This window comes from Lactobacillus sp. ESL0230 (assembly GCF_003692805.1).
GTDB classification, from domain to species: Bacteria; Bacillota; Bacilli; order Lactobacillales; family Lactobacillaceae; genus Lactobacillus; species Lactobacillus bombicola.
The window spans coordinates 1-17,777 of record NZ_REHI01000008.1 but is presented as its reverse complement, the minus strand read 5'-3'; the positions used below and the strand labels follow the sequence as shown (position 1 = coordinate 17,777).

The 17,777-nt window shown below is 37.6% G+C and carries 1 protein-coding gene; it reads left to right on the top strand.

Annotated features, from left to right (window positions below; all coding sequences use genetic code 11):
- Nucleotides 1-436: 436 nt before the first annotated feature.
- On the top strand, nt 437-17,777 hold a 17,341-nt coding region (locus F5ESL0230_RS06575), incomplete at its 3' end, for a DUF1542 domain-containing protein (RefSeq protein WP_122022112.1).

Below are 17,777 nucleotides of genomic sequence, written 5' to 3'. Positions count from 1 at the left end.
AAATATGTTTACAACTATGGTTTTTAAGAAAAAAGCAATTATATATATCTGATTTTAGTTATTTAAAAATTCATATTTATATTTTTTGATTAATCATATATAAAAAATGATGCTAATAATTATTTTAGTTAATAATTATTAAAACAATAAATATTGCTTTATCTTAGAAGATAATTTGGATTTAAAAATAACATTAATGTTATTATATCATATTTAATTAATGATTTTTTAAAATTTTATTTCTTTTAATAAAAATAAAAACATTTTAAAAATTGTTATCTAATAAAAAATGCAAACAAAATAATTTTATATAACTTTTAGAATTTTATATGTCAAAACTACATAAATGTGGAAACACTATAATAACTGTGATAAAATAACACCTATATTGAATTGCAAACTGTATATATTAGTGCATAAAAAGGAGAGTATATTTTTGAACAGATTTGAATTAATCGAAGAAATAAAGAATACGAACTATAAAATGCATAAAAGCAAAAAAGGATGGCTAGTTAGCTATTCCTTATTAACTTTTATGCTAGGAGGAGGGCTAGTTTATAGCAATAAACTAGGTATACAAGATGTACAAGCAGCTGATATTAACAGCCAAACTAATCAAGAGGATTCTATTGATAAGCTTGCTCAACGAGCGACACTAAATCAATCAGTTACTGAAAGTAAGCCTATTGATTCAAATATGCTTGAAGAAGCAAAGAAAACGGCTTTGAGTACTTTAGAAAACAAAGCAGTTGATACTAAAGCAAAAATTAATGCTGATCAAACTTTGAGTAGTGGAGAAAAAGCAAATCAAATTAAGAATGTTGATGCTTTATTTAGTGACGCTAATAATAAGATTGAGTCAGCAATTAATTTAGCTAGTGTCAAGGCAATCGTGAATAATGTAATAACTAAAATTGATGCTAGTTATAATGTTACAGCTGCTAACAATGGTATCGAGACTAAAATAGCTTCTACCAAAGCACAGAATAAAAAAGGGGCAACGAAAAAACCATCTGTTACAAAAAGCTTATCGACATATTCAGGCCTTAATTCTTTTTTAGAAGAAAGACCGAATACTGATAATGCAAAACAGATAGTTGATGATCCCAAGTCACCTAATAAAAAATCAAAAACAAATGGTGAAAGTTTAAACGTAAACGATAATGGCCTAAAGCAGCCAGTAACTAATTCAAATCAAGTTCCCACTGCTAACACAGAAAACAGTAGGCCATTAACTATTGTTCCTAAACAATCTAATACATCTGTTAACATTCCAGCAGGTGATTTTGCTCCATCTTCTTCTATTATTAATGATATGGCTGATACCAAGTCATTAGATAAGAGAGGGTTGAGTGAGTCTACTCTAGTTAGTGAGACCACTCCTAGAGTTGAAACAGCAGCCGATGTTGGAACATCAAGGGATATAACAGTTTCTCCAGATTCTGATAGTAGTCGTCAAAAATTTAATGATGAGATTGGTAAAACTACTGGCAAAACCCCAACCTCATTGAATGTTCCTACACCTGATCAAATTCGGAATCCTAATATGTATAAGCAAAAATTAGTAAATGTAAGTGATTTTTCAAGTTTAGCAGCTGCATGGTCAGATGCAACTGTAACATATATTAATATTACAAATGATATAGCTTATGCGCCAGGAGCAGCTAATAATATTGGAAATCGTGCTGCAGGCGCAAATGTTGTAGTCAATGGTAACGGCCATACAATTGATTTAGGAACACAAACTTTTAGTTATGTTGCTGTGCCATATAATAATCTAACAACTGTAACTCTAACTAATGGAGTCTTTAAGCAAGGGTTTAATACAAATGATAATAATGCATATTCTCTTGTTTATTCAGGTAATGGTGCAGGACTTTCTGTAAACTTGGATAATGTAACCTTATCTCCAAGTACAGTAAATGGTAATAATCCGATTCATGCAGTAATGGCTAATGACTCAAAAGTAACTTTTTCAGGTGAGAATGTCTTTAATATTTCTAATGAGGTTACCCGTGGCGTCGGGAATATTATTTTTGCGAACAATAGCAGTGTAACCATGAAGAGAACTAGTAATGATATTCGCTTTTCGGAATTTTGGATGTCGAGTATATCACCACAAGCAAGTGTAGGCTACGGTAATATGATTACTATGGGTGACGGTTCTTCCAACACAGCACTTACTTACAATGATATCTCAGCCAATTATCCAGCTATGTATAATAACATTGGTGGTGTAAATGTTGGTGATAATGTTAGTTGGACTCAATCTGGCTTCCAATACTTTTTGAATGGGACCCAATCTAATGCATTTAACAATAATGCCATATTTAAATTTGGTCAAAATTTTAATTTGAAAGCGCCAATTACCACCATGCCAGGCGCAATTAGACTTCAAGGGAATCAATCTGTTGAATTTAATGCTGGGACCACTTTTGATATTAATCAACGAGCTAATGGGGCTGTAATTCAAGTTGCTAATACTTCTAGAGTAACTTTTATTTCACCAAAACAATTGCATTTGGCTATTCAAGGTCCTAATGGGGAACCAATAGCTACTAATGCTGGTATTATTTCAGGCACGGGCTCTGTAACTCTTAATAATTCAAATATTAAGACTTGGATAAGCAATAACTCCGCAAGTAATAATGCCAATGGAGATAATACTTTAAAGTTTGCCAAAATGGTTGTTACAAATGGTCAAGCAGTAATTACTGATATTAATGGTGTTACTTCTAATTCCAACATTGTTACACCAGCAACTCGTGAACTACAAACAATTGCTATTCCAGTAGGGAAAATTAAGATTCAATATGTTGATCAAAACGGTAAAAATCTTGGTTCACCAGTGGAGATGACTTTGCCACCTGATCCTTATATTGGTCAATATATACCACTTATTAATAACGAAAATGTTATTAATAATATGCCTAAAGGATATATGTGGGCCTTAGGTAAGCAAATTTATGCTGGTGCCGTAAAAGATGCTCAAAGTGGTGGTGATTTAACTACCAATGCTGATAATGGCGATGAATTTGGTCAAGCATCTATTGGTATTGCACCAATGGAAGGTGATAATTATACATATAAGGTTTATGTATACGGGGTAAAGAAGAACGTAACATATAGATATGTTGATGTTAATCACCCTGAACGCGTTTTGATCTCACCAATGTCAGGTAAATCAGGTACAGAGTCTGTTGAAAACTTAGTTCCAGCCAACTATGGTAATACCATTGACTGGACTAATAAATACTATACCCAAGATAATGTTCCAGCAGGTTATCATTATGCTGCAAAGGCACAAAATCAAGCTACAAAGACTTTAGTATCTGACGATAACCCAGTAGTTAATATCTATGTTGAAGGTAATAATCAGACTGTAAATCCAACATATGTAGATACTAACGGCAACAAGATTACTCCAAATAACAAAGTAGTAATTGAAGGTATTACAGGTGAAACTGTAAAATTACCACCAGCACCTGATGCAAACAATTGGGCTCCAGATCATGTGATTGTAAATGGGCAAAAAGTTGCATTTGATGCATCATTTGAATTAGCTGATGGAACAGATTCAGTAACCTATGTATATCATTCACTAGATATTGAAAAGCAAGCTGCTAATAAATCTATCGATGATGAGGCGACTAAAGTTAAGGGTGAGATTGACAATGACCCTACTCTTGATGATCTTGCTAAGAAAACGCAAAAAGATGCGGTTGACAAGGCTGCTAGTGCTGCTAAAAGCAAGATAGATCAAGCTATCGTTCCTAGTGAAGTAAGTGAGGCAGAGAAAAATGGTAAAGCTGCAATCGATGCAGCACATCAACCTGGTACGGCATTAAGTGATCAAAAGAAAGCCTCTACTGATGCAATTGATGCGGAAGCAACTAAAATTAAGGCTGAAATTGATGCGGATGTAACTTTAGATAATGCAGAAAAAGATACCCAAAAAGCTAATGTTGATGCTGATGCTACAGCAGCTAAAACCAAAATCAATGCTGCGCCTAACGCACAGGCAATTAAAAATGCACAAGCTGAAGGTATAGCTAAGATTGATGCAGATCATATTCCTAACAAAACATCATTACCTGATCAAAAAAGAGCTGCTCAAAATGTTATTGACCAAGAAGCAACTAAGATTAAGGCTGAAATTGATGCTGATGTTACTTTAGACGATACAGAAAAAGCCAAGCAAAAGGCCAATGTCGATGCAGATGCCACAGCAGCTAAAACTAAAATCAATGCAGCTACTAACTCACAAGCAGTTAAAGATGAACAAGCAGCAGGAATTGCGAAGATTGATGCAGATCATATTCCTAATAAAATGTCATTAATTGACCAAAAACAAGCTTCTAAAGCTGCTATCGACCAAGAAGCAGTAAAAATTAAAGCTGAAATTGATGCGGATGTAACTTTAGATGACGTAACTAAAGCCAAGCAAAAGTCTAATGTGGATACTGATGCGGCGGCAGCTAAAGATAAGATTGATCGAGCACTTAATGCCCAAGGTGTTAAAGATGCTCAAGCTGAAGGTATAGTTAAAATTGATGCCGATCATATACCAGGAACTACTTCATTAGCTGATCAAAAACAAGCTGCTAAAGGGATAATTGATCAAGAAGCAGTAAAAATTAAAGCTGAAATTGATGCTGATGACACTTTAGATGATGCAACTAAAGCTAAGCAAAAGTCTAATGTGGATATTGATGCTGCTGCTGCTAAGGTGAAGATAGACCAAGCGACTAATGCTCAAGGTGTTAAGGATGCAAAAGATGCAGGTATTATCAAAATTGACAGCGATCATGTTAGAAACAACATTTCTTTAGATGAAATCAAGCAAAATGATAAGAGTGCCATTGATCAAGAAGCAACTAAGATTAAAGCTGAAATTGATGCTGATGAGACTTTAGATAGTGCAGAAAAAGCTAGTCAAAAAGCTAATGTAGATACTGATGCCGCTGCTGCTAAGAGAAAGATAGACCAAGCAACTAATGCTCAAGGTGTGAAAGAAGCAACTGAAGCTGGAATTGCCAAGATTGATGCCGATCACATACCAAATAAGGTTTCTTTAGCTGATCAAAAGAAAGCAGCTCAGGATGCAATTGACCAAGAAGCTAAGAAAGTCAAGGCTGAAATTGATGCCGATTCTAGTTTGGACAGTGCAGAAAAAGCAGCACAAAAAGGTAATGTTGATGCTGATGCGGTAAATGCTAAGAAAAAGATTGATCAAGCAACAGGTGCACAGGGTGTTAAGGATGCTAAAGCAGAAGGAATTGCCAAGATTGATGCTGATTATATCCCTAATTCAACCTCACTAGCTGGTCAAAAGAAGATTGCTAAAGATGCCATTGATGCGGAAGCAACTAAGATCAAGGCTGAAATTGATGCCGATGTAACTTTAGATAATGCGGCTAAGGCCAAGCAAAAAGCAAATGTGGATACTGATGCCGATGCTGCTAAGAGTAAAATTGATCAAGCAACAGGTGCACAAGATGTTAAGGATGCTAAAACAGAAGGAATTGCCAAGATTGACAGTGATCATATTCCAGGTTCTACTTCATTAGCTGATCAAAAGACAGCAGCTAAGGCTGCCATTGATCAAGAAGCAACTAAGGTTAAGGGCGAAATTGATGCCGATGTAACTTTAGACGATGCGACTAAGGCTAAGCAAAAAGCAAATGTAGACAATGATGCGGCCGCAGCTAAGACTCAAATAGATCAGGCAGCTAATGCTCAAGGGGTTAACGATGCTAGGAACCAAGGAATAATTAACATTGATAGTGATCATATTCCAGGTTCTACTTCATTGGCTGATCAAAAGCAAAACGCTAAGGCAATAATTGATCAAGAAGCAACTAAGATCAAGGCTGAAATTGATGCCGATAATAGTTTAGCTAATAATGAGAAAGCAGCGCAGAAAAATAATGTTGATATTGATGCCGCTGCTGCTAAGGTAAAGATAGACCAAGCAACTAATGCTCAAGGCGTCAAAGACGCGCAAAATGCTGGAATAATTAAAATCGATAGTGATCATGTTCCAAATAACATCTCATTAGCTGATCAAAAGAAGACCGCCAAAGATGCGATTGATCAAGAAGCCGCTAAGGTTAAAGGCGAAATTGATGCCGATATCACCTTAGATGATGCTGAAAAGGCCAAACAAAAGTCCAATGTTGACAAGGATTCTTTAGTTGCCAAAGCTAATATTGACCAGGCAACGACTGCTCAGGCCGTTAAGGATGCGCAAGCCGCTGGAATTATTAAGATTGATGCCGATTATATACCAAACAATGTCTCATTAGCTGATCAAAAGAAGAACGCTCAAGATGCCATTGATCAAGAAGCCGCTAAAGTTAAAGCCGAGATTGATGCCGATTCAACTTTAGATAGTGCTGAAAAAGCTGCGCAAAAGAGTAATGTTAATAAAGACGCTCAAGCCGCAAAGAATAAGATTGATCAAGCCACAAGTGCTCAAGGCGTGAAAGATGCTAAAAATGAAGGTATTAGAAAGATCGATAGCGATCATATTCCAAATAATATTTCATTAGCTGATCAAAAGAAAGCAGCTCAAGATGCCATTGATCAAGAAGCAACTAAGGTTAAGGGAGAAATTGATGCCGATGTCACTTTAGATGATGCGGCTAAGACCAAGCAAAAAGCTAATGTGGATACTGATGCAACCGCAGCTAAGAGCAAGATTAATCAAGCTACAGATGCGCAAGGAATTAAAGATGCTAAAAATGATGGAATTGTACAAATTGATTCAGATCACATCCCTAATGCAACGCCATTAGATGACCAAAAACGGGCCGCTAAATTGTCAATTGATGCCGAAGCTAGACGAGTTAAGAGTATGATTGATAATGACGCTACTTTAGACGATGCGACTAAGGCCAAGCAAAAGGCTAACGTTGATACTGAAGCAATTAAAGCTAAATCAGCTATCGATAACTCAAAGAATGCTCAAGAGATTAAAACTTCTTTACACGATGGAATAGTAGCTATCGATGCGCAATATGTACCAGGTGAAAATGGAAGTTTAGATAGTCAAAAAGCGAAGGCAAAATCAGCAATTGATGCGGAAGCAACTAAGATTAAGGGCGAAATTGATGCCGATGTCACTTTAGATGATGCGGCTAAGGCCAAGCAAAAGGCTAATGTTGATACTGATGCAACTAATGCTAAAACTAAGATAGATCAAGCAACTAATGCTCAAATAGTTAAAGATGAGCAAATAGCTGGAATCAATAAAATAGATGCTGATCATATTCCAGGTTCTACTTCATTAGGTGATCAAAAGAAAGCGGCTCAAGATGCGATTGACCAAGAAGCCGCTAAAATCAAGGCTGAAATTGATGCCGATGTCACTTTGGACGATGCTACTAAGACAAAACAAAAGGCCAATGTCGATACTGATGCAACTAATGCTAAAACTAAAATAAATCAAGCAACTGGAGCTCAAGCTGTGAAAGATGCTCGTGATAATGGGATTTCGAAGATTGATAGTGACCATGTACCAAATAGTACGTCACTAGCTGATCAAAAGAAAAATGCTCAGAATATAATTGATCAAGAAGCGGCTAAAGTAAAAGCCGAAATTGAAGCTGATGTAACTTTAGATGCAGCGGCTAAAGCAGCTCAAAAAGGTAATGTCGATATTGATGCTGCTGCAGCTAAGGTGAAAATAGATCAGGCAGTTAATGCTCAAGGTGTTAAGGATGCAACTAATGCGGGAATTGCGAAAATTGATAGTGATCATATTCCAAATGAAGCTTCATTAGCTGATCAAAAGAAAGCAGCTCAAGCTGCAATAGATGCTGAAGCTGCTAAAATTAAGGCCGAAATAGAGGCAGACAATAGCTTAGATAGAGCTGAAAAAGCAACGCAAAAAGCTAATGTCGATAAAGATGCTACTGACGCCAAGAATAAAATAGATCAAGCAATTAATGCCCAAGGTGTAAAAGATGCGCAAGCAGTTGGTATTACCAAAATTGATGCTGATCATATTTCTAACAGTACTTCACTTGAAGATCAAAAGAAAAATGCTACTCTATTAATCGATCAAGAGGCAGCTAAGATTAAAGCTGAAATTGAAGCTGATCCAACTTTGGATAGCGCTACTAAGGCTACACAAAAGGGTAACGTTGATAAAGATGCGGCTGATGCCAAAAACAAGATAAATCAAGCAACTAACTCGCAAGCTGTTAAGGATGCGCAAGCTGCTGGTATTATCAAGATTGATGGTGACCATATTACTAATAGCGTTTCTTTAGCAGAACAAAAGCGAAGTGCTCAAAGTGCAATTGATCAAGAAGCAGCTAAAGTAAAAGCTGAAATTGATAACGATCCAACGCTAGATAATACTACTAAAGCAGCGCAAAAGGGTAATGTTGATATTGATGCGGCGGCTGCTAAGAGCAAAATAGATCAAGCAGCTAATGCGCAGGAAGTCAAAGATGCACAAGCGGCAGGAATTACTAAGATTGACAGTGATCACGTACCAAATAGTACCTCACTTGCCGATCAAAAGAAGAGTGCTCAAGATGCAATTGATCAAGAAGCAGCTAAGATTAAGGCTGAAATCGATGCTGATTCAACTTTGGATAGTGTACAAAAAACAGCACAAAAGAATAATGTTGATGCTGATGCTGCAACTGCCAAAATTCAAATAGATCAAGCAACCAATTCTCAAGGTGTGAAAGATGCTAAAGCCGCAGGAATTAACAAAATTGATGGCGACCATATTCCAAATAATATTTCATTATCCGATCAAAAGAAAGCTGCTCAAAATGCAATAGATCAAGAAGCAGTTAAGATTAAATCTGAGATAGATAAAGATGTGACATTAGATGATGCTGCCAAAGCTAAACAAAAAGCCGAGGTTGATACTGATGCAGCCAATGCTAAAAAGAATATTGATGCTGCAACTAATGCTCAAGGTGTCAAGGATGCCCAAGCTGCTGGAATTGCTAAAATTGACAGCGATCATATACCAAATAATGTATCTTTAGACAATCAAAAGAAGAATGCCCAAAGTGCGATTGATCAAGAAGCAGCTAAGATTAAGGCTGAAATTGACAATGATCCAACTTTAGACAATGCTACTAAACTTAAGCAAAAAGCAAATGTCGATAATGATGCTACAGCTGCTAAAAATAAGATTGATCAAGCAGCGAATGCACAGGAAGTAAAAGATGCGCAAGCCGCTGGAATTACTAAGATTGATAGCGATCATGTGCCAAACAGTACATCACTTGCCGATCAAAAGAAGAGCGCTCAAGATGCAATTGATCAAGAAGCCGCTAAAATTAAATTTGACATTGATAATGATGCAACTTTAGACAATGCGGCCAAGATTAAGCAAAAAGCAAATGTCGATAATGATGCAACTGTTGCTAAGAATAAGATTAATCAAGCTCCTGATGCTCAGGGTGTCAAAGATGCGCAAGCAGCCGGAATTATTAAGATTGATGGTGATCATATTCCAAGTGTTACAACATTAGCCGATCAAAAGAAGAATGCTCAAAGCATGATTGATCAGGAAGCTGCTAAGATTAAAGCTGAAATTGATAATGATGCAACTTTAGATAACGCAGCTAAGGCTAAACAAAAAGCAAATGTCGATAATGATGCAGCTGTTGCTAAAAATAATATTGATCAAGCAGCTAATGCGCAGGAAGTAAAGGATGCACAGGCCGCTGGAATTATTAAGATTGATAGCGATCATATTCCAAGTAGTACATCACTTGCCGATCAAAAGAAGAATGCCCAAGATGCAATTGATCAAGAAGCAACTAAGATTAAAGCAAATATCGATGCTGATACCAGTTTAGATAATGCAGAAAAGGCAGCGCAAAAGAGTAATGTTGATAAAGATGCGCAAGTCGCTAAGGCTAAGATTAATCAAGCTCCTGATGTTCAAGGTGTCAAAGATGCGCAAGCTGCTGGAATTATTAAGATTGATAATGACCATGTACCAAACAACTCATCATTAGCCGATCAAAAGAAGAATGCGCAATCAGAGATTGATCAAGAAGCTGCTAAGATTAAAGCAAATATCGATGCTGATACTAGTTTAGATAATGCGGAGAAGGCAGCGCAAAAGAGTAATGTTGATAAAGATGCGCAAGCCGCTAAGAATAAAATTGATCAAGCTCCTGACGCTCAGAGTGTTAAGGATGCTAAGATAGCTGGAATTAACAAGATTGACAGTGATCATGTACCAAACAATTTATCATTAGCAGATCAGAAGAAGAATGCCCAGGATGCTATTGATCAAGAAGCCGCTAAGATTAAAGCGGAAATTGATAATGATTCAACTTTAGATAATGCAGAAAAGACAGCCCAAAAGAGCAATGTTGACAAGGATGCGCAAGCCGCTAAGAATAATATTGACCAGGCTACTAGTGCCCAAGGTGTCAAAGATGCTAAAGCGGCTGGAATTAGTAAGATTGATAGTGATCATGTACCAAACAACTTATCATTAGCAGATCAGAAGAAGAATGCGCAATCTGCAATTGATCAAGAAGCCGCCAAAATCAAGGCTGAAATTGATGCTGATGTAACTCTAGACGATGCTACTAAGATTAGTCAAAAGGGTAACGTAGATGCTGATGCACAAGCCGCTAAGAATAAGATTGATGCTGCAACTAATGCCCAAGAGGTCAAGGATGCGCAAAATGCTGGAATTACTAAGATTGACTCTGACCATCAAAGTAATAAGACCTCATTGTCAGATCAAAAATTGGCAGCAAAAGCTGAGATTGATGCAGAAGCTAAAAAGGTTAAGGCTGAAATTGATGCTGATATAACATTAGATGATGCAACAAAAGATGTGCAAAAGAATAATGTTAATAATGAAGCAGCAAAAGCTAAGAAGGCAATTGATGGTGCAAATAATGCTCAAGAAATCAAATCTTCTCTGCATGATGGAATTTCAGCAATTGATGCCCAACATGTATCAGGTCAAAATGGAAGTTTAGAGGCGCAAAAAGCTAAGGCACAAGCAACAATTGATCAGGAAGCTGCTAAGATTAAGGCCGAAATTGAATCTGATCCAACCTTAGATAGTGCTACAAAGGCTAAGCAAAAAGCTAATGTAGATGCCGATGCGCAAGCTGCTAAGAGCAAGATTGATCAAGCAACAAACGCTCAAGGTGTCAAAGATGCGCAAAATGCTGGAATTAGTAAGATTGATGCCGATCATGTACCAAATAGTACTTCTCTTGCCGACCAAAAGAAGAATGCGCAAGATGCTATTGATCAAGAAGCCGCTAAGATTAAGACCGAAATTGATAATGATCCAACCTTAGATAGTGCTACAAAGGCTAAGCAAAAAGCTAATGTAGATGCCGATGCGCAAGCCGCTAAGAATAAGATTGATACCGCAACTAATGCACAAGATGTTAAGGATGCGCAAAATGCTGGAATCATTAAGATTGATAGCGATCATGTATCAAATAGCACTTCTCTTGCTGACCAAAAGAAGAATGCACAAGGTTTAGTTGATCAAGAAGCAATAAAGATTAAAGCTGAGATTGATAATGATCCAACCTTAGATGATGCAACTAAGGCAAAACAAAAAGCTAATGTAGATGCTGATGCGCAAGCCGCTAAGAATAAGATTGATGCTGCAACTAATGCCCAAGAGGTTAAGGATGCGCAAAATGCTGGAATTAGTAAGATTGATGCCGATCATGTACCAAATAGTACTTCTCTTGCCGACCAAAAGAAGAATGCGCAAGATGCCATTGATCAAGAAGCCGCTAAAATCAAGGCCGAAATTGATGCTGACGTAACTCTAGACGATGCAACTAAGGCTAAGCAAAAAACTAATGTGGACAATGATGCAGCAGTAGCTAAAAATAAAGTTGCTCAAGCACCTAATGCCCAAGGCGTCAAAGATGCCCAAGCTGCTGGAATTAGTAAGATTGATTCAGATCATGTACCAAATAGTGCATCACTTACTGATCAGAAGAAGGCTGCTCAAGGTTTAATTGATCAAGAAGCAGCTAAAATCAAGGCCGAAATTGATAATGATCCAACTTTAGACGCTGCAACTAAGACCAAGCAAAAAGCTAATGTTGATGCCGATGCTAACGCAGCTAAGAACAATATTGATCAAGCTACAGATGCCCAAGGCGTCAAAGATGCTCAAGCTGCTGGAATTAACAAGATTGACAAAGATCATGTACCAAATAGTGTATCTTTAGAAAATCAAAAGAAGAATGCCCAAAATATAATTGACCAAGAAGCCGCTAAAATTAAGGCTGAAATTGATGCAGATTCTACTTTAGATAGTGCAACTAAAGCTGCTCAAAAAGGCAATGTTGATAAAGATGCACAAACTGCAAAAGATAACATTGATGCTGCAACTAATGCCCAAGGCGTCAAAGATGCTCAAGCTGCAGGAATTAGTAAAATTGATTCAGATCATCAAAGTAGCAAGATGTCATTAGCTGATCAAAAGGCTGCTGCTCAAGCAATAATTGATCAAGAAGCTGCTAAGATTAAAGCAGAAATTGATGCCGATGTAACTTTGGATTGTGATGCTAAAGATGCGCAAAAAGCAAATGTAGATAAGGATGCAACAGATGCGAAGGCCAAAATTAGTCAAGCTCCTGATGCTCAAGGTGTCAAAGATGCACAAGCTGCGGGAGTTACTAAGATTGATGCTGATCATGTACCAAGTGGCATTTCATTAAATGATCAAAAGCGGAATGCGCAAAGTACAATTGATCAAGAAGCCGCTAAGATTAAAGCGGAAATTGATGCCGACGTAACTTTAGATGATGCAACTAAGGCTGTGCAAAAGGCTAATGTAAATAAAGATGCACAAGCCGCTAAGGCGAAGATTGATCAGGCTGCAGATGCGCAAGCAGTTAAAGATGCTGTTAAAGCCGGTATTAACAAGATTGATAGCGATTATGTACCAAATAGTGCTTCATTAGCCGATCAAAAGTCATCAGCACAAGCTGCTATTGATCAAGAAGCCGCTAAGATTAAGGCTGAGATTGATGCTGACCCATCTCTAGATACCAACGAAAAGACAAAACAAAAGACTAACGTTGATAAAGATGCGCAAGCCGCTAAGAATAGCATTGATCAAGCACCTAATGCCCAAGGTGTCAAAGATGCTAAAGCAGCTGGAATTAGTAAGATTGATAGTGACCATGTGCCAAGTGGTATCTCATTAGAAGATCAAAAGAAAGCTGCTCAAGGTATAATTGACCAAGAAGCCGCTAAGATTAAAGCCGAAATTGATACTGATCCAACTTTGGATGATGCAACTAAGGCTAAACAAAAAGCTAATGTTGATACTCATGCCAATGCGGCTAAGAACAATATTGATCAAGCTACAGATGCGCAAGGCGTCAAAGATGCCAAGGCAGCTGGAATTAGTAAGATTGATGGTGATCACGTACCAAATAGTATGTCACTAGAAGATCAAAAGAAGGCTGCTCAAGGTATAATTGATCAAGAAGCTGCCAAGATTAAGGCTGAGATTGATGCAGATGAAACCTTAGACGATGTAACTAAAGCTGCCCAAAAAGCTAATGTTAATAAGGATGCGCAAGCAGCTAAAAATAGTATTGATCAAGCAACGAATGCTCAAGGCGTGAAGGATGCTAAAGCAACTGGAATTGCCAAAATTGATGGTGATCATATTCCAAACAGTACTTCACTAGCGGATCAAAAAGTTGCTGCTCAAGCGACAATTGATCAAGAAGCTGCCAAGATTAAGGCTGATATTGATGCTGATCCAGCCTTAGACGATGCTACAAAGAATAAGCAAAAAGCTAATGTAGATAAGGATGCAGCAGCAGCTAAAGCTAAAATTGGTCAGGCAACTAATGCTCAAGGTGTGAAAGATGCCCAAGGTGCAGGAATTGCCAAAATTGATAGTGATTACGTACCAAGTAATACATCATTAGCTGAGCAAAAGACTAATGCTAAAGCTGCCATTGATCAAGAAGCTGCTAAAATTAAAGCTGATATTGATGCCGATCCCGCACTAGACGATGCACTCAAGGCAGCCCAAAAGTTGACTGTAGATAGAGATGCGCAAGCAGCTAAGGCGAAGATTGACCAAGCACTTAATGCTCAGGGCGTGAAAGATGCGCAAGCAGCTGGAACTGCTAAGATTGACAGTGATTATGTGCCAAGTAATACATCATTAGCTGAACAAAAGACTAATGCTAAGGCTGCCATTGATCAAGAAGCCGCTAAAATTAAGGCTGAGATTGATGCGGATGAAACTTTAGATGATGCAGCTAAGAAATCACAAAAAGCTAATGTTGATAAGGATGCGCAAGCTGCCAAGGCGAAGATTGATCAAGCACTAAATGCTCAAGGCGTAAAGGATGCACAAAGTGCAGGAATTGCTAAAATTGATAGCGATCACTTAGAAAACGGTGCTTCATTAGCTGATCAAAAGAGAAACGCGCAAGCGGAAATCACAAAAGAAGCTACTAAGATTAAAGCCGAAATTGATGCTGATCCTAGCTTAGATGATGCAACAAAATTGGCACAAAAGAATAGTGTTGATAAAGATGCACAAGCGGCTAAGGCGAAGATTGCTGAATCGACTAATGCCCAAGCAGTCAAAGATGCTAAAGCTGATGGAATTAGTAAGATTGATGATGATCATGTAACAAACAATATTCCATTAGCTGATCAAAAGCGGAGTGCCCAAAATGCGATTGATCAAGAAGCTGCTAAGATTAAAGCTGAAATTGATGCTGATTCTACTTTAGATAATGCAGTTAAAGCAGCCCAAAAGGCTAATGTTGATAGAGACTCACAAGCGGCTAAGAATAACATCGATCAAGCAATTAATGCTCAAGGTGTAAAGGATGCAAAATCTGCTGGTATCAGTAAGATTGATAGCGATCATGTGCCAAATAGTGCCTCATTAGCTGATCAAAAATCAGCAGCTCAAGCAGCCATTGATCAAGAAGCTGCTAAGATTAAGGCTGAAATTGATGCCGATGAAACTTTAGATGATACTGCAAAGGCAAAACAAAAAGCTAATGTAGATAACGATGCAACCAGCGCTAAAGGTAAGATTGATCAAGCAACTAATGCTCAAGAAGTAAAAGATGCAAAATCTGCTGGAATTAGTAAGATTGATGGTGATCATTTAGTAAATGGTATGTCATTAGCCGATCAAAAGCGGAATGCCCAAAATGCAATTGATCAAGAAGCTGCTAAGATTAAAGCCGAAATTGATGCTGATCCTGCTATAGATGATGCAACTAAGCTTGCACAAAAAGATAATGTGGATAAGGATGCACAAGCAGCTAAGAATAACATTGATCAAGCTCCAGATGCTCAAGGTGTTAAAGATGCCAAAGCGGCAGGAATTAGTAAGATTGATGCTGATCACTTAAGTAGTAAAGTTTCATTAGCTGATCAAAAGATTGCTGCTAAAGATGCGATTGACCAAGAAGCTAAGAAAGTCAAAACTGAAATTGATGCTGATCCTTCTTTAGATGACGCAACTAAGGCTAAGCAAAAAGTCAATGTTGATGCTGAGGCAACTAAGGCTAAAGGTGCAATTGATAATGCAACCAACGCTCAAGGTATAAAAGGTGCAGTTCGTGATGGAATTGTAGCAGTAGATGGGCAACATATAACTAATGAAAATGGAAGTTTGGAAAGTCAAAAATCTCAAGCTAAGGCAACAATTGATCAAGAAGCCGCTAAGATTAAGGCCGAAATTGATGCCGATCCTACCTTAGATAATGCTGCTAAAGCAGCACAAAAGGCTAATGTAGATAAAGATGCACAAGCGGCTAAGATTAATGTTGATCAAGCTCCAAATGTTCAAGGTGTCAAAGACGCTAAAATAGCTGGAATTAGTAAGATTGATAGTGATCATATTCCAAGTAGCATGTCATTAGCCGATCAAAAGAGAAATGCCCAAATAGCAATTGATCAAGAGGCTACTAAAGTGAAAGCAGCAATTGATGCTGATCCTACCTTAGACAATGCTGCTAAAGCAGCACAAAAGGCTAATGTAGATAAAGATGCTGCTGATGCAAAAGATAAAATTGATCAAGCAACGAATGCTCAAAGTGTTAAGGATGCTCAATCTACTGGAATTAGTAAGATTGATAGTGACTATGTAACTAATAGCACATCATTAACTGATCAAAAACTAGCTGCTAAAGCAACAATTGATCAAGAAGCTAAGAAGATTAAAGCAGAAATTGAAGCTGATGTAACTTTAGATAATGCTACAAAGGCTAAAGAAAAAGCTAATGTAGATGCAGAAGTAGTTAAAGCTAAAGAAGCAATTGATAATGCACCTAATGCTCAAGAACTTAAGAACACCATCAATAAGGGAATTGCAGCAATTGACGCACAATACATTCCTCAAGGAAGCTTAGATAGCCAAAAGGCTAAGGCAAAAGCAGCAATTGATCAAGAAGCTTCTGTAATCAAGAATAAGATTGCAAATGATTTATCATTAGACGACAAAGCGAAGGCAGATCAGATAGCGGCAGTTGACCAAGAAGCAACTAGGGCTAAGGAGAATATTCAAAAGGCTGAAAATGCCCAAGAAATTAATGATGCTCTTAATCTTGGAATTACTAATATAGATGCTAAATATGTACCTTCAATTTCAATAGCTGATCAAAAATCTTATGCTAAGAAACTTATTATGGATGAGGCTGAAATTGTTAAGAATGAAATTAACAGTGATAAGACTTTATCTCAAAAACTTAAGGCACAACAAATTGAAGCTGTAGAAGCTCAAAAGCAAAAGGCTTTGGATAAAATTGACGAAGCTACGAATTCGCAAGCTATTAAAGATGAATATAAAAATGGTGTCCTTGCACTTCATGCTCAGCATCTAGCAGCTGATCAGTTAGATGCTCAAAAGCAAGTAGCTAAAAATGCACTTGTTAAAGAAGCAGATACAATTAAGAGTGCAATTAATGCTGATTCAACTTTGGACAGTATTGCTAAGAAAACACAGATTGATAATGTTGAATTAGAGCTCCAAAAAGCACAAAATTCAATTGATCGTGCAAGAACTTCACAAGAAGTTGAAGATCAACAAGATAAAGGAATTGCAGCAATTGATGCACAATACATTCCTGGGAAACCACTTAATGATCAAAAAGATATAGCAAATAAGGCCATTGAAGATGCTGCTGCTAAAGCTAAGGAAAAGATAAGTCAAGATTTAACCTTAACTAGCGCGGAAAAGGCAAAACAAAGTCAAGCAGTTGATGATGCTCAAGCCAAGGCCAAGAGCGCAATCAGAAAAGCTAAGAATGCAGATGAAATTGCTCAAGCCCAAGAAGATGGAGTGGCTGAAATAAATGCTATTCCAAAATCAAATGGTACAGTAGCAGGTCAGAAGAAGGCCGCAACTGACGCCATTGACAAGGCCGCTGCCGCAGCTAAAGACAAGATTAGCCAAGATCCAACTATCACTAGTGCTGAAAAGGCAAAACAAAGTCAAGCAGTTGATGATGCTCAAGCCAAGGCCAAGGATGCAGTAGATCAGGCTAAGAATGCAGATGAAATTAATCAAGCCCAAGCAGACGGAATTACAGGAATCAACAGTATTCCAAAATCAAATGGTACAGTAGACGAGCAGAAGAAGGCCGCAACTGATGCCATTGATAAGGCCGCTGCCGCAGCTAAAGACAAGATTAGCCAAGATCCAACTATCACTAGTGCTGAAAAGGCAAAACAAAGTCAAGCAGTTGATGATGCTCAAGCCAAGGCCAAGGATGCAGTAGATCAGGCTA